Source organism: Streptomyces qaidamensis (assembly GCF_001611795.1).
Taxonomy (GTDB): domain Bacteria; phylum Actinomycetota; class Actinomycetes; order Streptomycetales; family Streptomycetaceae; genus Streptomyces; species Streptomyces qaidamensis.
This window is the reverse complement of the sequence record NZ_CP015098.1, coordinates 6,208,697-6,229,857: the sequence shown is the minus strand read 5'-3', so window position 1 is coordinate 6,229,857 and position 21,161 is coordinate 6,208,697. Positions and strand designations below refer to the sequence as shown.

The window sequence follows — 21,161 nt, the reverse complement described above, 5'->3', positions numbered from 1 at the left end:
GGGCGGATGATCGACGCGTACGGGGACCCCGGCACACCCGACCGCCGTGGCGGCGCCCGCTATCTGTGGTGGCTGGTGACCCGGCAGCCCGGCCGGTGCGCCGCCGGGGCGATGTTCGGCAGCGTGTGGATGGTGCTGCTGGCGGCCACGCCGTACCTGATGTCCCGGGCGATCGACGACGGTCTCGGCCCCGGCGACATGGGCGCCCTGGCCGCCTGGAGCGGGGCGCTGTTCGCGGTGGGCGCGTTCAACGCCTGGCTGGGCACCATGCGCCACCGCACGATGACCCGCGTCCGCATGGACGCCAACTTCCGCACGGTGAAGGTCGTCGTCGGGCATGCGGTGCGGCTCGGCTCCTCCCTTTCGCGGCAGACGGGCGCCGGGGAGGTCGTCACGATCGGCGTGGGCGACGTGCAGACGATCAGCCAGGCCCTGACGGTCGTCGGTCCCGGCGTCGGGGCGGTCGTCGCCTACCTGGTGGTCGCGGTCATGCTCGTGTCGATCTCCCCGGTCATCGCCATGGTGGTGCTGCTCGGCATCCCGGTCATGGTGCTGCTCGTCGGCCCGCTGCTCGGCCGGCTGCAGGGATCCGAGACCGAGTACCGTGAGCGGCAGGGCGTCCTGACCGCACGGATCGGCGACCTGGCGGGCGGCCTGCGGGTCCTCGGCGGACTGGGCGGCAAGGGCCTGGTGGCGGACGCCTTCCGCCGTGACTCACAGCGGCTGCGCGAGCAGGGCTACCGCGTCGGCGCGGTGACCAGCTGGGTCCAGGCCCTGGGCATGGGCCTGCCGACCGTGTTCCTCGTGGTGGTGACCTGGATGGCGGCCCGCCTGGCCGCGCGCGGCGACATCACCGTGGGCCAGCTGGTCTCGGTGTACGGATTCGTGGCGATGCTGGTGCGCCCGGTGTCCTTCTGGGTCGAGTGCGGCTACCAGATCAGCCGCGGCGTGGTGTGCGCCCGGCGCGTCGTACGTTTCCTGCGCCTGGAGGCCATGCCGGACACGGGCACGCTGGACGCCCCGGCCGAGCCGTCCGCCCTGGACGACCCCGAGTCCGGTGTCCGCGTCCTCCCGGGCCGCCTGACGGCCCTGGTGGCCGACCGCACGGCGGATGCCACGACGGCCCTGGACCGCCTCGCCCGCTACGCTCCCTCCGACGTGACCTGGGGCGGAGTACGGCTGGAGGACATCGCCCTCCCCCAGATCCGGGAGCACATCCTGCTGGCCGACCACGACGCCGACCTGTTCGCGGACACCCTGCAGGGCATGATCCGACCCTCCGGGGGCGCGGGGAACTGCGCGACAAGCCACAACGGACCCGCAGACGTCACACAACACAGCGAGGCCATCCGGACCGCGCTCCACACCGCCGCAGCCGACGACATCGTCCAAGCCCTCCCCCAAGGCCTGGAAACCCCCATGAGCGCCCAGGCCCGCAACCTCTCGGGCGGCCAACGCCAGCGCATCCGCCTGGCGAGAGCCCTCCTCACCGACCCGGACATCCTCCTCACCGTCGAACCCACCTCGGCCCTGGACGCCCACACGGAAGCCAAGGTCGCAGCCCGGCTGAGGGAGGCCCGGGAAGGCCGCACCACGGTCGTCACCACCACCTCCCCCCTGGTCCTGGACCACACGGACATCGTCCACTACCTGGTCGACGGCAAAGTCGCGGCCACCGGCACCCACCACGAACTGCTCGACACGACGCCCGGCTACCGGGCCCTCGTCGCCAGGGACACCGAGGAGGCCGTCCGATGAGCCGCGGCCACCTCCCGGTCGCCGACCGGGCAGACGTCCGCCGCGCGATGCTGGATCTGGTCCGGGCGGACACCCGGGCCTTCACCACCGTCCTGACCCTCAACGCCCTCGCCGCCGCGGCCGGCCTTGCCGGGCCCTGGCTCCTCGGCCGCATGATCGACGACGTACGGGCAGGAGACGGGGTGGCCGCCGTCGACCGCCTGGCCCTCCTCCTCCTGCTCTGCGCCCTCGCACAGTTGTTCCTGGCCCGCTGGGCCCGCTACGCCGGCCACCGCTTCGGCGAACGAACCCTCGCCCGCGTCCGCGAACGGTTCGTGGACCGCGCGCTCGCGCTCCCCGCATCAGTCGTGGAACACGCCGGCACCGGCGACCTGACGGCCCGCGGCACCTCGGACGTGACGATCGTGGGCAACACCCTGCGGGACGCCGGTCCGATGCTGCTCATCAACCTCGTACAGGCGCTGTTCCTGGCCGGCGCGGTGTTCCTGCTGGACCCGCTGCTCGGCGCCCTCGGCGTGCTCGGGCTGACACCGATCTGGCTGGCGCTGCGCTGGTACCTGCGGCGGGCCCGGGACGGGTATCTCGCCGAGGGCGCGGCCACCTCGGACGTCGCCGAGATCCTCGCGGCGACCGCGGCCGGGGCGCGCACGGTGGAGGCGTTCCGGCTCCAGGAACGGCGGACGGCCGCGAGCCGTGACGCCCTGGAGAAGTCCCGCCGTACGCGCTTCTACACGTTGTTCCTGCGGTCGGTGTTCTTCTCGGCGGTGGAGGTCTCGTACGTGCTGCCCGTGGCGGGGGTGCTGATGATCGGCGGGGCGCTGCACACGTCGGGCGGGATGAGCCTCGGAGCGGTCGTGGCGGCGGCCCTGTATCTGCACCAGCTGAGCGGGCCGCTGGACGAGATCCTGGTCCGGGTCGAGCAGCTGCAGAGCAGCGGGGCCTCGTTCGCCCGGGTGGAGGGGCTGGCCCGGGCCCCGCGGACGGCCGGGGAGGCCGACGGTGCCGACCCGGACGGCGACCGCATCGACGTCACCGGTGTGCGCTACTCCTACGACGGGGGCGCCGAAGTGCTGCGCGGTGTCGACCTGACGGTGACGCCCGGGGAACGGCTGGCGGTGGTCGGGCCGTCGGGTGCCGGCAAGACCACGCTGAGCCGGCTGATGGCGGGGATCGACGCGCCGACCGTCGGCACGGTGACGGTCGCAGGCGTGCCCGTCGTGAATCTCGGGCCGGAGCGGCTGCGCCGCCAGGTCGTCCTGGTCACCCAGGAGCATCACGTGTTCCTGGGCTCGGTCCGCGACAATCTGCGCATCGCCGAACCGGCGGCCGCCGAAGGGCAGTTGTGGAAAGCACTGGCCGCGGTCGGCGCCGACGCCTGGGTGCGTGAGCTGCCTGAGGGCCTGGACACCCCGCTCGGCCAGGGCGGTTGCCGTGCCGACGCCTCGCAGGCCCAGCAACTCGCCCTGGCGCGGGTGGTGCTGGCGGATCCGCACACCCTGATCCTGGACGAGGCGACCGCGCTGCTCGACCCGACGACCGCCCGGCACACCGAGCGTGCGCTGGCCGCCGTGCTGGAGGGGCGTACCGTCATCGCCGTCGCCCACCGGCTGCACACGGCGCACGACGCCGACCGGGTGGCGGTGATGGAGGACGGCCGGCTGACCGAACTGGGCACGCACGCCGAGCTGGTGGCGGCCGGCGGGGCCTACGCGGCCCTGTGGCACTCCTGGCACGGCGATCCGCCCGAGGACGGCAAAGCGTCCGTATAGCGAACATGAACTTCCGGACAACGAACCGTTTCCGGCCATAGTTTTGACGCGGTCCTGACAGCAAGCGCACTCCCCTGCGACGCTTCCCGCGACTGCTCTACAGGAACCCCACAGCAACACCTCCACCTCCCCAGGCCGGGCGACCCCCGGTCCCGCAGAAGGAGTCAGTGTTGAGAAGCAGTTCCTCGCGAAGAGGCACCTCCCACAGACGCACTCCCCACACCCCCCGCCGCACCGCGGCCGTGGCCCTCGCCGGCGTCGCCGCGCTGATGGCCGCCGCCGTGCAGAGCGGCACCGCCACCGCAGCCCCGGAGAAGGCACCGTCGGCCGCGAGCAAGGCGAACCCCGGCTCCGAGTCGGTCAAGCTCACGCCCGCCCAGCGCGCCGCACTGATCCGTGAGGCCGACGCCGCCAAGGCCGAGACCGCGAAGGACCTGGGTCTCGGCGCCAAGGAGAAGCTGGTCGTCCGCGACGTCCTGAAGGACCGCGACGGCACCGTGCACACGCGCTACGAGCGCACCTACGACGGCCTGCCGGTCCTCGGCGGCGACCTGGTCGTGGAGAGCACGAAGGCGGACGCCACCGCGGCCGTCGTGAAGGCCACCCGCGCCGCCATCAAGCCGGCGACGACGAAGACCGCGGTGTCCGCCGCGAAGGCCCGGCAGCAGGCCCTGAAGGCCGGCGAGGCCGACGAGGCCAAGGACCCCGCCATCAACCGCGCGCCCCGCAAGGTGATCTGGGCCGCGAACGGCAAGCCGGTCGTGGCCTACGAGACGGTCGTCGGCGGCTTCCAGCACGACGGCACCCCACAGGAACTGCACGTCGTCACCGACGCCACCACCGGCGAGAAACTGTTCGAGTGGGAGGCGATCGAGACCGGCACCGGCAACACGGTGTACTCCGGCACGGTCGACCTCACCACCACCCAGTCCGGGTCGACGTACAACCTCACCGACGGCGCCCGCGGCAACCACAAGACGTACAACCTCAACCGCGGCACCTCCGGCACCGGCACCCTGTTCTCCGGCCCGGACGACGTCTGGGGCAACGGCACGCCCTCCAACCTGGAGTCCGCGGGCGCGGACGCGCACTACGGCGCCGCCCTCACCTGGGACTACTACAAGAACGTGCACGGCCGCTCCGGCATCCGCGGCGACGGCGTGGGCGCGTACTCCCGGGTCCACTACGGCAACAACTACGTCAACGCGTTCTGGTCGGACAGCTGCTTCTGCATGACCTACGGCGACGGCTCGGGCAACGCGAACCCGCTGACGTCGATCGACGTGGCCGCGCACGAGATGACCCACGGGCTCACCTCGAACACCGCGGGCCTCAACTACAGCGGCGAGTCCGGCGGTCTGAACGAGGCGACCTCGGACATCTTCGGCGCGACGGTCGAGTTCTACGCGAACAACTCCTCCGACGTCGGTGACTACCTCATCGGCGAGGAGATCAACATCAACGGCGACGGCACGCCGCTGCGCTACATGGACAAGCCGAGCAAGGACGGCGCGTCCAAGGACAGCTGGTACTCGGGCATCGGCTCGATCGACGTGCACTACTCGTCCGGCCCGGCGAACCACTTCTTCTACCTGCTGAGCGAGGGCAGCGGCACCAAGACCATCAACGGTGTCACGTACAACTCGTCCACCTCGGACGGCCTTCCGGTCACCGGCATCGGGCGGGACAAGGCGGAGAAGATCTGGTTCCGCGCGCTCACCACGAAGTTCACCTCGACCACCAACTACGCGGGCGCCCGTACCGGCACCCTCGCGGCCACCGGTGAGCTCTACGGCACCGACAGCGCCGAGTACAAGGCGGTCCAGCACGCGTGGGCGGGCATCAACGTCGGCACCCGGCCCGGCGACGGAGGCGGCGGCACGTCCTTCGAGAACACCGCCGACGTGGCGATCCCGGACCGGGGCGCGGCGGTCACCTCCTCGGTCACCGTCTCCGGCCGGACCGGCAACGCTCCGTCCAACCTCCAGGTCGCGGTGGACATCGTCCACACCTACATCGGTGACCTCAAGGTGGATCTGGTCGCCCCCGACGGCACGGCGTACACGCTGAAGGGGTACGGCACCGGCGGAAGCGCGGACAACCTGAACGCGACCTACACGGTGAACGCCTCCTCCGAGGTGGCCAACGGCGTCTGGAAGCTGCGGGTCCAGGACAACGCGGCCGTCGACACCGGCTACATCAACAGCTGGAAGCTGACGTTCCCGTAGAGCGCAGGCCCGCAGGCCCCCAGGCCCGCGGATCACAGGCCCGTAGGCCCCTCAAGTCAGGGCGTCGCCCCGGTGGGTTCGAATCCCCCGGGGCGGCGTCCGTTTCACGTGCCCTCGCGTACATCTCGTCGTCCAATTCCGGCCAACATCACGCCCACTCCTGACATGTACGCGCCCCAAGTGCCACTCTTCCCCCACGCCGCACAGCACTCCAGCACTTCCCCCACACCTAGGAGCTTGTGTGACCTCCCCTCTCTACGCGCGTCACAAGCGGGCCACGCTGGCCATCGCCACCGCTGTCGCCGCCGGCGCCCTGCTCACCACCGGCCTGACCCCCGGCAGCAGCGTCGCCGCGGACTCCCCGGGCAAGCCGGCGCTCGCCGCCGCCCCCGTCCTGCTCTCCGCACCCGCCCGCACCGCGCTCATCCAGGAGCAGCAGGCGGACGCCACGCGGACCGCGGACGAGATAGGCCTCGGTGCCCAGGAGAAGCTGATCGTCAGGGACGTCGTCAAGGACGCCGACGGCACCGTCCACACCCGCTACGAGCGGACCTACGCCGGTCTGCCGGTCCTCGGCGGCGACCTCGTCGTGCACGAGTCGAAGTCCGGCGCGGCCAAGGGCGTCACCAGAGCCACGAAGGCCACGCTCAAGGTCGCCACGCTCAAGCCGGCCGTCACCGCCGCCAAGGCGGAGAAGCAGGCCATGACCCTCGCCAAGGCGGCCGGCTCGGAGAAGACCGAGGCGAACTCGGCGCCCCGCAAGGTCATCTGGGCGGCCGACGGCAAGCCCACCCTCGCCTACGAGACGGTCGTCGGCGGCCTCCAGGAGGACGGCACGCCGAACGAACTCCACGTCGTCACCGACGCCGCCAGCGGCAAGAAGCTGTACGAGTACCAGGCCATCGAGACCGGCACCGGCACCACCGCGTACAGCGGCAAGGTGGACCTCACCACCACCAAGTCCGGGTCGACGTACACCCTGACCGACGGCACGCGCGGCGGCCACAAGACGTACAACCTGAACCGCGGCACCTCGGGCACCGGCACCCTGTTCTCCGGCCCGGACGACGTCTGGGGCAACGGCAACCCGTCCAACCTGGAGACAGCCGCCGCTGACGCTCACTACGGCGCCCAGGTCACCTGGGACTTCTACAAGAGCACCTTCGGCCGCAGCGGCATCCGCAACGACGGCAAGGCGGCCTACTCGCGCGTCCACTACGGCAACAACTTCAGCAACGCCTTCTGGTCGGACGGCTGCTTCTGCATGACCTACGGTGACGGCGCCGGCAACGCCAAGCCGCTGACCTCGCTCGACGTGGCCGCCCACGAGATGAGCCACGGCCTGACGTCGGCCACGGCGCGCCTCAACTACAGCGGTGAGTCCGGCGGCCTCAACGAGGCGACGAGCGACATCTTCGCCGCGGGCGCGGAGTTCTACGCCAACAACCCCTCCGACGTCGGCGACTACCTCATCGGTGAGAAGATCGACCTCCACGGCGACGGCACCCCGCTGCGCCACATGGACAAGCCCAGCAAGGACGGCGACTCCGCCGACGCCTGGTCCTCCAGCCTCGGCAGCCTGGACGTCCACTACTCCTCGGGCCCCGCCAACCACTTCTTCTACCTGCTGTCCGAGGGCAGCGGGAAGAAGACCATCAACGGCGTGGCCTACGACTCGCCGACGTCCAACGGCTCCACGGTCACCGGCATCGGCCGGACCAAGGCGCTGCAGATCTGGTACAAGGCGCTGACGACGTACATGACGTCGACGACCAAGTACGCGGCCGCCCGCACGGCGACCCTGAACGCGGCCTCGGCGCTGTACGGAGCGAGCAGCACCGAGTACAAAGCGGTCGCGTCCGCCTGGTCGGCCGTGAACGTCGGCTGACCGAAGCACGACCATGGGCGGTACCCGGACCCGAAGGGGGCCGGGTACCGCCCTACTCTTGGGGACCATGTCTTCGCAGGACTTCACCTACGCCGATGTCGGCGCCACCCGCGACCAGGGCTTCTGCCCGCCGGGCTTCCACCCCATGAACGTGCGCACCCGCCTCGGCGAGGGCGAGGAGGTCTTCCGCCGGGCCTCCGACGCGGTCCTGACCTGGGAGATGCACCGGGCCATGGGCGTGGGCATCGAGGCGACCGCGGACCGTGCCGCCCCCGGCGTGGACGTCACGGTCACCCTCGCCGGCATGATCAAGGCCCCCTGCCGCGTGGTCTGGACGGTCGAGGAACCCCGTCGGGCGGGCTGGGCCTACGGCACGCTGCCCGGCCACCCGGAGACGGGCGAGGAGTCCTTCGTCGTCGACCGCACGGGCGACGGCACGGTCTGGCTGACGGTGAACGCCTTCAGCCGGGCCGCCAAGTGGTACGCAAAGGCGGGCGGCCCGGCAACCAGGGGATTCCAGCACGCGTACGCACGCCGCTGCGGCAGTGTCCTACGGAACCTTGCGACGCGGGGTGGTGAGTCGGCTTAGGGGCGCGGGCCCGGGCCGTATCGGTGTGCGGCTCCGCCGCGTGGGCGCGGCCGGCCCCACGCCCCCGCAGACGGCGGACTACCGCATCAACAACCCCGCAGCCGCCACCAGTTCCTCGGAGGGCCCGGCCACCAACCCCAACTCCGCGCTGGAGGCCATGCGCCGATGCGCGGGAAGGATCCGCACCGTGTACCCGAAAGGCCCGGTGCGATCCAGCGACAAGGGCCCTTCATAAACCCAGCGCCCGTCCTGGTCGGGAGAACCCACCGGCTTCAGGGGGACGACCGCGGCGTCGGCGATGCGGTCCTCCTCGTCCACCCGCCCCGAGACGACCTGCACATCGACGTCGTCCGGCCCGAGATCGCCGAGGGCGACCCGCACGCGCAGCCCCAGCGTCGTACCGAGCTCGGCCAGCGCGTCGGACGCCGAGGTCTCCACGTGGTCGACCGTGACCCCCGGCCACGCCGCCCGCACCCGCCCCTTCCACTCGGCGAGGTCCCGCGCGGCATCCGGGCCCATGGACCGGTGGGAGAGGGCCGCGGGCGCGTAGAGCCGCTCCACGTACTCCCGGACCATCCGCCCGGCCAGCACCTTCGGCCCGAGCAGGCTCAGCGTGTGCCGGACCATCTCGATCCACCGGTCGGGCAGCCCACTCTGCCCGCGCTCGTAGAAGCGGGGCGTCACCCGCTGTTCCAGCAGGTCGTACAGCGCCGCGGCCTCTATGTCGTCGCGGTGGTCGGGGTCGGTCCCGGCACCGTCGGCCGTGGGGATGGCCCAGCCGAAGTCGGGCTGGAACCACTCGTCCCACCAGCCGTCGAGGACGGAGAGATTGAGACAGCCGTTGAGCGCCGCCTTCATGCCGGACGTGCCGCAGGCCTCCAGCGGCCTGAGCGGGTTGTTCAGCCAGATGTCGCAGCCGGGGTAGAGCTTCTGCGCCATCGCCATGCCGTAGTCCGGCAGGAACACGATCCGGTGCCGCACCCGCGGGTCGTCCGCGAACCGCACCAGCTCCTGCACCAGCCGCTTCCCGCCGTCGTCGGCCGGGTGCGCCTTGCCCGCCACGACGATCTGGACCGGCCGCTCGGGGTGCAGCAGCAGGTCCATCAGCCGGTCCCGGTCGCGCAGCATCAGCGTCAGGCGCTTGTACGACGGGACGCGCCGGGCGAAACCGATCGTGAGGACGTCCGGGTCGAGGACGCCGTCGATCCAGCCCAGCTCGGCCGTGTGGGCGCCGCGCTGCCGCCAGGAGGCCCGCAGCCGCTCGCGCACCTCCTCGACGAGCTGTTCGCGCAGGACCCGGCGCAGCTCGAAGATGTCCCGGTCGGGAATGTCGGCGACCGCGTCCCAGCGGTCGGAGCCGCCGACGGTCAGCGCGTCCTCCGCGCGCTGGGCGCCGATCTGCCGGGCGCCGAGCCGGAACACCTCGGGGGCGACCCAGGTGGGCGCGTGCACCCCGTTGGTCACGGACGTGATCGGCACCTCGTCCGCGTCGAAGCCGGGCCACAGGCCGGCGAACATCTCACGGCTGACGTTGCCGTGCAGCAGGGAGACCCCGTTGGCGCGCTGGGCCAGGCGCAGGCCCATCACGGCCATGTTGAAGAGGTTGGGCTCGCCGCCGGGGTAGCTCTCCATGCCGAGCCGCAGGATGCGGTCGACGTCGATGCGGGGCAGCTCGGCGTCGGGGCCGAAGTGGCGGGCGACCAGTTCGCGGTCGAAGCGGTCGATGCCGGCCGGGACGGGGGTGTGGGTGGTGAAGACGGTGCCGGCGCGGACCGACTCCAGCGCGGAGTCGAAGTCCAGCCCTTCGGCACAGAGTTCGGCGATCCGCTCCAGGCCGAGGAACCCGGCGTGTCCCTCGTTGGTGTGGAACACCTCCGGCCCGGGGTGGCCGGTCAGCCGGCAGTACGTCCGTACCGCCCGGACCCCTCCTATGCCGAGGAGCATCTCCTGGAGCAGCCGGTGCTCGCTGCCGCCGCCGTAGAGCCGGTCGGTCACGCCGCGCTCGCCGAGGTCGTTCTCCTCGACGTCGGAGTCCAGCATCAGCAGCGGGACCCTGCCGACCTGCGCCAGCCAGATCCTGGCGTGCAGCTGCTTGCCGCCGGGCAGGGCGAGGGAGACCTGGGCGGGGCTGCCGTCGGGCTCCTCCAGCTGGACGACGGGCAGCTCGTTGGGGTCGAGGACCGGGTAGTGCTCCTGCTGCCAGCCGTCCCGGGACAGGGTCTGGCGGAAGTAGCCGTGCCGGTAGAGCAGGCCGACGCCGATCAGCGGGACGCCGAGGTCGCTGGCCGCCTTGAGGTGGTCGCCGGCCAGGATGCCGAGGCCGCCGGAGTACTGGGGCAGGGCGGCCGTGATGCCGAACTCGGGTGAGAAGTAGGCGATCGCGGCGGGCAGTTCCTCGGGCTGGGTCTGGTACCAGCGGTCGCCGGTCGTGTAGTCGTGCAGATCGCCCGCGACCGCGGACAGGCGGCGCAGGAACGGGCCGTCCGCCGCCAGCTCCGCGAGCCGCGCGGGCGGCACGCTGCCGAGCAGCCGGACGGGGTCGCCGCCCGAGGCGGCCCACCGCTCGGGGTCGACCGACCGGAACAGGTCACGGGTCTCCGCGTGCCACGACCAGCGCAGGTTGCGGGCCAGATCACCGATGGGCCGGAGGGGGTCGGGGAGAACGGGTCGGACGGTGAATCGACGGATCGCCTTCACGGGTTCCACCTCGGCGCGTTCGCTGGATTTCGCAGGGCTTCGACGACGTCTCCTACGACAGTACCGGCGTCGGTGCCTGTGCCGCTGAGGCTCCGCCACCCGCCGCCCGATCGGCCTGAACAGGACCATCCGCGGATATGGCCGATTCCGCACCCATAGGCGTCCTTGTGGTGCTTCACCCGTCACGAGAGGCTGCCTCTGGCGTACCGGCCCGTGCCCGCCCTACGCGGCGCCGCACGGCAGCCGTACGCCGAGTCGAGGAGGGGAACTCGGACCATGGCTCGGGCGCGCGAGCGGCGTCTGCGCCGGACGGGGGGCCTGGTGGCGGCGGTCTGTACCGCGGCGTTTTCGGCCATCACCCTGCCCGCGCACGCCGTACCGGAGGGGCGGATACTCGGCGCCGGATCACCCGGCTCCGTGCACGGAAGTTACCTGGTGACGCTGGAGGAGGGCACGGCTGCCCGGTCGGCGGCCGGAAGGGGGCTCGCCGGACGGTACGGGGTGGAGATCAGCCACATCTACGGCACGGTCCTGAACGGCTACGCGATCCGCGCGGACGAGAGACAGGCCGGGCGGCTGGCCGCCGACCCCCGGGTCGCCTCGGTCGTCCAGGACACCCGGGTGCGGCTCGACGGCACTCAGACAAACCCCCCGTCCTGGGGGCTGGACCGCGTCGACCAGCCGAAGCCGCCACTGGACCGGAGCTACACCTGGCCCGGGAAGGCCGGCGCCGGGGTGACGGTCTACGTGATCGACACCGGCGTCCGGACCACGCACCGGGACTTCGCCGGCCGGGCGAGCCACGGCTGGGACTTCGTCGGGGGTGACGCGGTCGCCACGGACGGCAACGGCCACGGCACCCACGTCGCCGGCACCGTCGCGGGGACGGTCCACGGCGTCGCAAAGAAGGCCCGGATCGTCTCCGTGCGCGTCCTCGACGCCGCGGGCGGGGGCACCACGGGCCGGGTGATCGCCGGGATCGACTGGGTGACCCGGCACGCGAAGAAGCCCGCGGTCGCCAATCTCAGCCTGGGCGGCCCGCGCAACGACCGGCTGGACGCCGCCGTCCGTGCCTCCATCGCCTCCGGCGTCACCTACACGGTCGCCGCGGGCAACGACGGCAGGCCGGCCGGCCTGTACTCCCCGGCAGGAGTCGAGCAGGCCGTCACGGTCGGGGCGACCGACCGGAGGGATACGAAACCGGCCTTCTCCAACCACGGTCCGGCGCTCGATCTGTTCGCCCCGGGCGTCGGCATCACCTCCACGTCCGCCGCGAGCGACACCGCGCGGTCCACCTCTTCGGGTACCTCGATGGCGTCCCCGCACGCCGCGGGCGCCGCCGCGCTCTATCTGGACGATCATCCGAAAGCCACTCCGGCCCAGGTCGCAAGGGCCCTTACGGCCGGGGCGGCCACCGGGAAGGTCTCCGGCCGGGGCGTCGGTTCGCCGGACAAGTTACTGCGGGTGCCGCGCGGGTAGGGCGAAGGAGCAGCCAGGCCAGGGGGCCGGCCTCGTCCGTCGCGGACGAGGCCGGTCTTGTGTGTCGACATACGCGTGAGTAGTTAACAAAGTGCCGGATTGCCCACCCGAATAGGGTGGGAAGGCTCCTGCGGGTACCCCTCTCGGGAGCACCACGCAGGACCCACCTCCCCACAGACCTCCGCCCACCCACGTTGACGCGGACAGGAGCGGTCATGCCCGCCAAGCACCATTCGCCAGCACCCCCCAACCGCCGCACCACCGGGGCGCGCGCACCCGGCGGCGAAGCACGCCCCGCGCGCCCGGCCGATGCCGGTCCGCCGGCCTCGCCGCCACCACCTGGCGACGCGACCGCCGTCGGGCGCATACCCGTACTCGATGTCCGCCCGGTGGTCCAGCAGGGGCGCCGGCCGGCCAAGGCCGTCACCGGCGAGACCTTCGAGATCTCGGCGACCGTGTTCCGGGAGGGGCACGACGCGGTGGCGGCCAATGTCGTCCTGAAGGACCCCGAGGGCCGGCCCGGCCCGTGGACGCCCCTGCGGGAGGTGGCTCCGGGGACGGACCGCTGGGGCGCCACGGTCACCGCCGGGGAACCCGGCCTGTGGACGTTCACCGTCGAGGCCTGGGGGGACCCGGTCAGTACTTGGCGTCACCACGCCGAGATCAAGATCCCGGCCGGCATGGACACGGACGTCGTCCTGGAGGAGGGCGCGCGTCTGTACGAGCGGGCGGCCGCCGGTGTGCCCGAGGAGGAGGGACTGCGCGACGTGATCCGCACCGCCGTCGACGCCCTGCGGGACGAGGACCGCCCCGTGGCGGCCCGTCTGGCGGCGGCGCTGACGCCGGAGGTGGACGAGGTCCTGGCGCGGCATCCGCTGCGGGATCTGGTGACCAGCAGTGAGCCGCTGCCGCTGCTGGTGGAGCGCGAGCGGGCGCTGTACGGCTCCTGGTACGAGTTCTTCCCGCGTTCGGAGGGCACCCGCGAGCAGCCGCACGGCACGTTCCGCACCGCGGCCCGCAGGCTCCCGGCGATCGCGGCGATGGGCTTCGACGTGGTCTACCTGCCGCCGATCCACCCCATCGGCACCACGTTCCGCAAGGGCAAGAACAACACCCTCTCCCCGGTCCCGACGATGTCGGTGTGCCCTGGGCGATCGGCTCGCCCGAGGGCGGTCACGACGCGGTGCACCCCGATCTGGGGACGCTGGAGGACTTCGTCGGGTTCGTGCGGCGGGCGCGGGAGCTGGGCATGGAGGTGGCGCTGGACTTCGCGTTGCAGTGCTCGCCGGACCATCCCTGGGTGCAGAAGCATCCGGAGTGGTTCCACCACCGCCCCGACGGCACCATCGCCTACGCGGAGAACCCGCCGAAGAAGTACCAGGACATCTACCCCATCGCCTTCGACGCCGACATGGACGGTCTGGTCGCCGAGACGGTGCGGGTGCTGCGGCACTGGATGGACGCCGGGGTGCGGATCTTCCGGGTGGACAATCCGCACACCAAGCCGGTGGTGTTCTGGGAGCGGGTGATCGGGGAGGTCAACCGCACCGACCCCGATGTGATCTTCCTGGCCGAGGCGTTCACGCGGCCGGCGATGATGCACACCCTGGCCCAGATCGGCTTCCAGCAGTCGTACACGTACTTCACCTGGCGCAACACCAAGCAGGAGCTGACCGAGTACCTCACGGAGCTCTCCGGTGAGGCCGCCTCCTACATGCGGCCGAACTTCTTCGCCAACACCCCCGACATCCTGCACGCCTACCTCCAGCACGGCGGCCGGCCCGCCTTCGAGGTCCGGGCCGTGCTCGCGGCGACCCTCTCGCCGACCTGGGGCATCTACTCCGGCTACGAGCTGTGCGAGAACACCCCGCTGAAGGAGGGCAGCGAGGAGTACCTGGACTCGGAGAAGTACCAGCTCAGGCACCGTGACTGGGCCGCCGCCGAACGCGAGGGCCGCACCATCACCAGGCTGCTCACCCGGCTCAACACCATCCGGCGGGAGAATCCGGCCCTCCAGCAGCTGCGTGACATCCACTTCCACGACGCCGACCAGGAAGCGGTGATCGCCTACTCGAAGCGGAAGGGTTCGAACACGGTTCTGGTGGTCGCCAACCTCGACCCCCACCACACCCAGGAGGCCACGGTCTCGTTGGACATGCCGCAACTCGGCCTGGACTGGCACGAGTCGGTGCCGGTGCGCGACGAGCTCACCGGCGAGACCTACCACTGGGGCAGGGCCAACTATGTGCGCCTCGAACCGGGCCGCAGGCCCGCGCACGTCTTCACGGTTCTGCGACCGTCCACCCCGGAGATCGGAGGGTCACCCACAACATGATCGTCAACGAACCCGTTCCGGACACCTTCGAGGACACTCCCGCCCGGGACCGTGACCCGGAGTGGTTCAAACGCGCCGTCTTCTACGAGGTGCTCGTCCGCTCGTTCCAGGACAGCAACGGCGACGGCGTCGGCGACCTCAAGGGCCTGACCGCGAAGCTCGACTACCTCCAGTGGCTCGGCGTCGACTGCCTGTGGCTGCCGCCGTTCTTCAAGTCCCCGCTGCGCGACGGCGGCTACGACGTCTCCGACTACACGGCCGTGCTGCCGGAGTTCGGCGACCTCGCGGACTTCGTGGAGTTCGTCGACGCCGCACACCAGCGCGGCATGCGCGTGATCATCGACTTCGTCATGAACCACACCAGCGACCAGCACCCGTGGTTCCAGGAGTCGCGCAAGGACCCCGACGGGCCCTACGGCGACTACTACGTGTGGGCGGACGACGACAAGCAGTTCCAGGACGCGCGGATCATCTTCGTCGACACCGAGGCCTCCAACTGGACCTACGACCCCATCCGCAAGCAGTACTACTGGCACCGCTTCTTCTCCCACCAGCCGGACCTCAACTACGAGAACCCGGCCGTGCAGGAGGAGATGATCTCCGCCCTGAAGTTCTGGCTGGACCTGGGCATCGACGGGTTCCGGCTGGACGCGGTGCCGTACCTCTACCAGCAGGAGGGCACCAACTGCGAGAACCTCCCGGAGACGCACGACTTCCTGAAGCGGGTGCGCAAGGAGATCGACGCGCAGTACCCGGACACGGTGCTGTTGGCCGAGGCCAACCAGTGGCCCGAGGACGTCGTCGACTACTTCGGCGACTACCCCAGCGGCGGCGACGAGTGCCACATGGCGTTCCACTTCCCCGTCATGCCGCGCATCTTCATGGCCGTACGGCGGGAATCCCGCTACCCGGTCTCCGAGATCCTGGCCAAGACCCCGGCCATTCCGTCGAACTGCCAGTGGGGCATCTTCCTGCGCAACCACGACGAGCTCACGCTCGAAATGGTCACCGACGAAGAGCGCGACTACATGTGGGCCGAGTACGCCAAGGATCCCCGCATGCGCGCCAACATCGGCATCCGCCGCAGGCTCGCCCCGCTGCTGGACAACGACCGCAACCAGATCGAGCTGTTCACGGCCCTGCTGCTGTCGCTGCCCGGCTCGCCGATCCTGTACTACGGCGACGAGATCGGCATGGGCGACAACATCTGGCTCGGCGACCGGGACGCGGTGCGTACGCCGATGCAGTGGACGCCCGACCGCAACGCGGGGTTCTCCTCGTGCGACCCGGGGCGGCTGTTCCTGCCCACGATCATGGACCCGGTCTACGGCTACCAGGTCACGAGCGTCGAGGCGTCCATGGCCTCGCCGTCCTCGCTGCTGCACTGGACCCGCCGCATGATCGAGATCCGCAAACAGAACCCGGCCTTCGGGCTCGGCTCGTACACCGAGCTGCCGTCGACGAACCCGGCGGTGCTGGCGTTCCTGCGCGAGTACGAGGACGACCTGGTGCTGTGCGTGAACAACTTCTCACGGTTCGCGCAGCCCACGGAGCTGGATCTGAGCGCCTTCGAGGGGCGGCACCCGGTGGAGCTGTTCGGCGGGGTCCGCTTCCCCGCCATCGGCGAGCTGCCGTACCTGCTGACCCTCGGGGGGCACGGGTTCTACTGGTTCAGGCTCCGCAAGGAGACCATGTGAGGCCTGGGAAGGCCTGTTGAGGCCTGATCCGCCGGGCGGGCGGCAAAGCCCCGCGGCGGGGCGTTTCCTCCGCCCCGCCGGGGGCACGCATCAGTAACACCCCGCCCGCCCTCGTGAGCCGGAGGGGCGCCGTCCGGAGCCGGCCGCAGGCGCACCGAGAATGGGTGAAAGGACGCGACGCCATGTCGGAAGCCGTCACACGCACCGTCACCACCCCGCCCGGCCTCCTTGCCTCCCTCGATCCGCTGCTGCGGGAATGGCTGCCGCGGCAGCGCTGGTTCGCGGGCAAGGGCCGGCCGGTCACCGGGTTCACGCTCGTCGAGGCCACCGAGCTCCTTCCGGCCACGTCCAAGCTGGGCCTGTACCACCTGCTCGTCCGCGCTCATCAGCCCGTCGTGCCGTCCCACGGGGCACCCGGTCACCCCGGTGACTGCTACCAGCTGCTGATAGGCGTGCGCGAGGCGCTGCCGCCTCGGCTGGCGCCCGCGCTCATCGGACACGTGCCGACGGGACCGCTGGCCGGCCGGACGGTCTACGACGCCGTGCACGACACCAGGCCGTCCGAGCTGCTCCTGGAGGCGCTGCGCACCCGGGCCCGCGTCGGCAGGCTGCGCTTCGACCGGGATCCCGGCCAGGACATCCGCTCGGGTCTTGTGCCGCGTGTGGTGACCGCCGAGCAGTCCAACTCGTCGATCGTCTACGGAGATACGTTCATCCTGAAGCTGCTTCGCCGGATCGTGCCCGGAGTCAATCCCGATCTGGAACTGCCGCTCGCGCTCGCCCGCGAGGGCTGCCCCCGGGTGCCCGCGCCGACGGCCTGGATGGTCGCGGACATCGCCCCCTCGGCGGACCCGGTCGTCGCGGCGGGCCCGGTCGACCCCGCCGGCCAGCCGTACGTCCTGGGCGTGCTGCAGCCGTTCCTCCAGGGCGCCTCCGACGGCTGGGAACTGGCGCTGCGCGAACTCGCCAAGGGCGAGGACTTCAGCGCCGAGGCGCGGGCTCTCGGCCGGGCCACCGCCGAGGTGCACACCGCGCTGGCCCGGGCGTTGCCGACCGTCACCCTCGGTCACATGCAGCTCCAGCTCATGGTCGACGGCATGATCGAGCGGCTGGACGCGGCCGTCCAGGCGGTGGCCGCGCTGCGGCCGTACGCCGGCGGGCTGCGGTCCGCGTTCACCGCGCTGGGCGATCTGGCCACCGAGGGCCGCACCTGGACCGCCCAGCGGGTACACGGCGATCTGCACCTCGGCCAGTGCCTGCGCTCGCCGTCCGGCGAGTGGTGGCTGATCGACTTCGAGGGCGAGCCGGCCCGGCCGCTGGCCGAGCGGCGCATGCCGCAGCCGGCGGTGCGGGACGTCGCCGGCATGCTGCGGTCCTTCGACTACGCGGCCCGCTCGGCCGACCCGCCCCAGGCGGGCTGGGCCGACACCTGCCGCGCCGCCTACTGCTCCGGCTACGCGGAGGCCTCCGGCCGCGATCCGCGCACCGACCCGGTGCTGCTGCGCGCCTACGAGACGGACAAGGCGATCTACGAGGTGGTGTACGAGGCCCGGCACCGCCCCGACTGGCTGCCGGTGCCCCTGGCCGCCATAGACCGTCTCGCCTCGACCGGCCACCTGACCTGACCGACCACCCCTCGTCCTGGAGGCTCCGCCCGTGACCCCCCGCCCTGAGTCCAGCGGTTCGCGCCCCAAGGGGACCGCCGGGGAGAAGATCCCCGAGCAGCCCACGGCCGCCCAGCAGAAGAGCGCCGCGAAGAAGACGGCGGTGCCCAAACAGGCAGCGGCGAAGAAGGCGGCCCCCGCCAAGGCGACCGCCAAGAAGGCCGCCGCCGGCAAGACCACCGTCGGCAAGACCGTGGCCAAGAAGGCGGCGACGAAGAAGGCGTCCGCCGAGAAGACGGCCGCCGAGAAGACAGCGGTCGAGAAGACGGCGGCCGGGACGGCGGCGACGGCGAAGAAGACCGCCGTCAAGAACGCGGCTGCGAAGAAGACGGCCGGGAAGAAGGCGGCCGCCAAGAAGGCCACGACGGTCAAGGCGGCGGCGGCCAAGACCACTGCCGTGAAGGCCACGGCCGCAAAGTCCACTGCCGTGAAGGCCACGGCCGCAAAGTCCACGACCGCGGAAAGCATCGCCGGCAAGGCGGCGGCTGCGAAGTCCCCTGCGGCGAAGAACACCGCGAAGAAGGCTCCCGCCAGAAAGTCCGCCGCCGCCAAGAGCACCGCTGCCGAGACCACCGCCGCCAAGGCCCCCGCCAAGAAGGCCGCCGGGAAGAAGGCCGCCCCCTCCCAGAGCGCCGTCGCCAAGACCCCCGCGAGGACGACCACCGCCGGCGCGCCCGCGGAGAAGGCCCTCGCCAAGAAGAGCGCGGTCAAGAAGGCACCGGTCCGGAAGGCCGCGGCCGAGAAGGCCCCTGCCGGGAAGGCCGCGTCCGCCCAGGTCGTTCCGCCGGAGATGGAGGTCGCCGTCTCGCCCGCCGTCGACGCGGCGGACCGGGAGCGGCTGCTCGGCGGCACGCACCACGACCCGCACGGCGTGCTCGGCGCGCACCCGGTTCCCGGCGGCGTCGCCTTCCGGGCGTTCCGGCCGTACGCCCTGTCGGTGACCGTCGTCGCCGGGGAACTGCGGGCCGAGCTGCACGACGACGGGGAGGGGTTCTTCTCCGGCGTGCTGCCACTGCGGGAGGTCCCGGCGTACCGGCTGATCGTGGAGTACGAGGGGACGGTCCTGGAGACCGAGGACGCGTACCGCTTCCTGCCCACGCTGGGCGACCTCGACCTGCACCTGATCGGCGAGGGCCGGCACGAGGAGCTGTGGACGGCGCTGGGCGCGCACCCGATGACCCACGAGGGCGTGACCGGCACCCGGTTCGCGGTGTGGGCGCCGAACGCGCGCGGTGTGCGCGTGGCCGGCACCTTCAACTTCTGGGACGGCACCGGGCACGTCATGCGGTCGCTGGGCTCGTCCGGGGTGTGGGAGCTGTTCCTGCCGGACGTCGGCGAGGGCGAGCTGTACAAGTTCGAGATCACCCGGCCCGACGGTTCGAGGACGATGCGTGCCGACCCGCTGGCCCGCCGCACGGAGGTGCCGCCCGCGACGTCGTCGGTCATCACGTCCTCGGCGTACGAGTGGGGCGACGCCGAGTGGCTGGCCCGGCGCGCCGAGGCCCCGGCGCACAAGGCGCCGTTCTCGGTGTACGAGGTGCATCTGGCGTCCTGGCGACCTGGCCTGACGTACCGTCAACTGGCCGAGCAGCTCCCGGGGTACGTGAAGAACCTGGGTTTCACGCACGTCGAGCTGATGCCGGTCGCGGAGCACCCGTTCGGCGGCTCCTGGGGCTACCAGGTGACCGGCTTCTACGCGCCGACGGCCCGGCTGGGCACGCCGGACGACTTCCGGTACCTGGTCGACAGGCTGCACCAGGCCGGCATCGGCGTCCTCATGGACTGGGTGCCGGCGCACTTCCCGCGTGACGCGTGGGCGCTGGCCGAGTTCGACGGCCGGCCGCTGTACGAACACGAGGATCCGCTACGGGCCGCGCACCCCGACTGGGGCACGCTGGAGTTCGACTTCGGGCGCAACGAGGTGCGCAACTTCCTCGTCGCGAACGCCGTGTACTGGTGCGAGGAGTTCCACATCGACGGCCTGCGCGTGGACGCCGTCGCCTCGATGCTCTACCTCGACTACTCGCGCGAGCCGGGCCAGTGGACGCCCAACGAGCACGGCGGCCGGGAAAACCTGGACGCGGTGGCGTTCCTCCAGGAGATGAACGCGACGGTGTACCGCAGGGTGCCCGGCGTGGTCACGATCGCCGAGGAGTCCACCGCCTGGGACGGGGTCACCCGGGCCACCCACCACAAGGGCCCGAGCGGCTTCGGCGGGCTGGGGTTCGGGCTGAAGTGGAACATGGGCTGGATGCACGACTCGCTCCAGTACATGAGCCACGAGCCGGTGCACCGCAAGTACCACCACGGGGAGATGACCTTCTCCATGGTGTACGCGTACAGCGAGAACTACGTGCTGCCGATCTCCCACGACGAGGTCGTGCACGGCAAGCGGTCCCTGGTGTCGAAGATGCCGGGCGACTGGTGGCAGCAGCGCGCCGGGGTGCGGGCCTACCTCGGCTTCATGTGGGCCCACCCGGGCAAGCAACTGCTGTTCATGGGGCAGGAGTTCGCGCAGGGCGCCGAGTGGTCCGAGGCGCACGGCCCCGACTGGTGGCTGCTGGACCCGGGCTACGGGGCGGAGCCCGACCACCGGGGCGTGCGTGACCTGGTCCGCGACCTCAACACCGTCTACCGGGCTACCCCCGCGCTGTGGCGCCTGGACACGGACCCGGCCGGTTTCGAGTGGATCGTCGGGGACGCCGCCGACGACAACGTCCTCGCGTTCCTGCGGCTGGACCCGGAGGGCGTCCCGGTGCTGGCGGTGTCCAACTTCGCGCCGGTCACCCGCCCGGACTACCGCCTGGGCGTCCCCGAGGACGTGCCCGCCTGGCACGAGGCCGTCAACACCGACGCGGCCCGCTACGGCGGCAGCGACGTCACCCACCCCGACCCGGTCAAGCCGGAACCCCAGCCCTGGCACGGCCGCCCGGCGAGCATCCGCCTGACCCTGCCGCCCCTGGCGACGGTGTGGCTGCGGCCGGCGTAGGGGGCCCTGGCCCCCTGTGACACGGCTGTGACCGGAGGAGTGGCCTCCACCACAGCCCGGCCGGTCCG

General features: G+C 71.6%; 10 protein-coding genes and 1 pseudogene. 10 read left to right on the top strand and 1 reads right to left on the bottom strand.

The window, feature by feature from the left end; translation table 11 throughout:
• Positions 1–6: 6 nt before the first annotated feature.
• The 5 genes from A4E84_RS27805 (at position 7) to A4E84_RS27785 (ending at position 8,232) form a co-directional block, all read left to right on the top strand.
• Positions 7–1,758 (top strand): ABC transporter transmembrane domain-containing protein, encoded by a 1,752-nt coding sequence (locus A4E84_RS27805; protein ID WP_062929157.1) that lies wholly within the window; start codon positions 7–9, stop codon positions 1,756–1,758.
• Positions 1,755–3,527 (top strand): ABC transporter ATP-binding protein, encoded by a 1,773-nt coding sequence (locus A4E84_RS27800; protein WP_062929156.1) that lies wholly within the window; start codon positions 1,755–1,757, stop codon positions 3,525–3,527. The genes A4E84_RS27805 and A4E84_RS27800 overlap by 4 nt, the downstream gene beginning before the upstream one ends.
• A 170-nt stretch (positions 3,528–3,697) precedes the next feature.
• Positions 3,698–5,755, top strand: a complete 2,058-nt coding sequence (locus A4E84_RS27795) for a M4 family metallopeptidase (RefSeq protein WP_062929155.1) — start codon at positions 3,698–3,700, stop codon at positions 5,753–5,755.
• A gap of 241 nt (positions 5,756–5,996) precedes the next feature.
• Positions 5,997–7,643, top strand: coding sequence for a M4 family metallopeptidase (locus A4E84_RS27790; protein ID WP_062929154.1), 1,647 nt, complete (start codon positions 5,997–5,999; stop codon positions 7,641–7,643).
• 67 nt (positions 7,644–7,710) lie between these two features.
• Positions 7,711–8,232, top strand: coding sequence for a DUF1990 family protein (locus A4E84_RS27785; protein WP_062929153.1), 522 nt, complete (start codon positions 7,711–7,713; stop codon positions 8,230–8,232).
• A 78-nt stretch (positions 8,233–8,310) separates the two neighbouring features.
• Here A4E84_RS27785 and A4E84_RS27780 read toward each other — a convergent pair whose 3' ends face one another.
• A complete protein-coding gene (locus tag A4E84_RS27780) occupies positions 8,311–10,929 on the bottom strand; it encodes a glycosyltransferase family 1 protein (RefSeq protein ID WP_062929152.1) in 2,619 nt (872 codons plus the stop codon).
• 276 nt (positions 10,930–11,205) lie between these two features.
• Here A4E84_RS27780 and A4E84_RS27775 point away from each other — a divergent pair, with 276 nt between their 5' ends.
• From A4E84_RS27775 to glgB, 5 genes and pseudogenes are all read left to right on the top strand, one after another.
• A complete protein-coding gene (locus tag A4E84_RS27775; RefSeq protein ID WP_062929151.1) occupies positions 11,206–12,408 on the top strand; it encodes a S8 family peptidase in 1,203 nt (400 codons plus the stop codon).
• A gap of 215 nt (positions 12,409–12,623) precedes the next feature.
• Positions 12,624–14,743 (top strand): annotated as a pseudogene (locus A4E84_RS27770) (alpha-1,4-glucan--maltose-1-phosphate maltosyltransferase).
• Positions 14,740–16,440, top strand: a complete 1,701-nt coding sequence (gene treS, locus A4E84_RS27765) for a maltose alpha-D-glucosyltransferase (protein ID WP_062929150.1) — start codon at positions 14,740–14,742, stop codon at positions 16,438–16,440. The pseudogene A4E84_RS27770 and the gene treS overlap by 4 nt, the downstream one beginning before the upstream one ends.
• Before the next feature lie 182 nt (positions 16,441–16,622).
• The gene (locus A4E84_RS27760) at positions 16,623–18,065 is read left to right on the top strand and encodes a maltokinase N-terminal cap-like domain-containing protein (protein ID WP_062929149.1); all 1,443 of its coding nucleotides are present in this window, start codon (positions 16,623–16,625) and stop codon (positions 18,063–18,065) included.
• Positions 18,066–18,096: 31 nt separating this feature from the next.
• Complete coding sequence (glgB, locus tag A4E84_RS27755) at positions 18,097–21,093, top strand: 1,4-alpha-glucan branching enzyme (protein ID WP_079129141.1); 2,997 nt, start codon at positions 18,097–18,099, stop codon at positions 21,091–21,093.
• Positions 21,094–21,161: the final 68 nt, after the last annotated feature.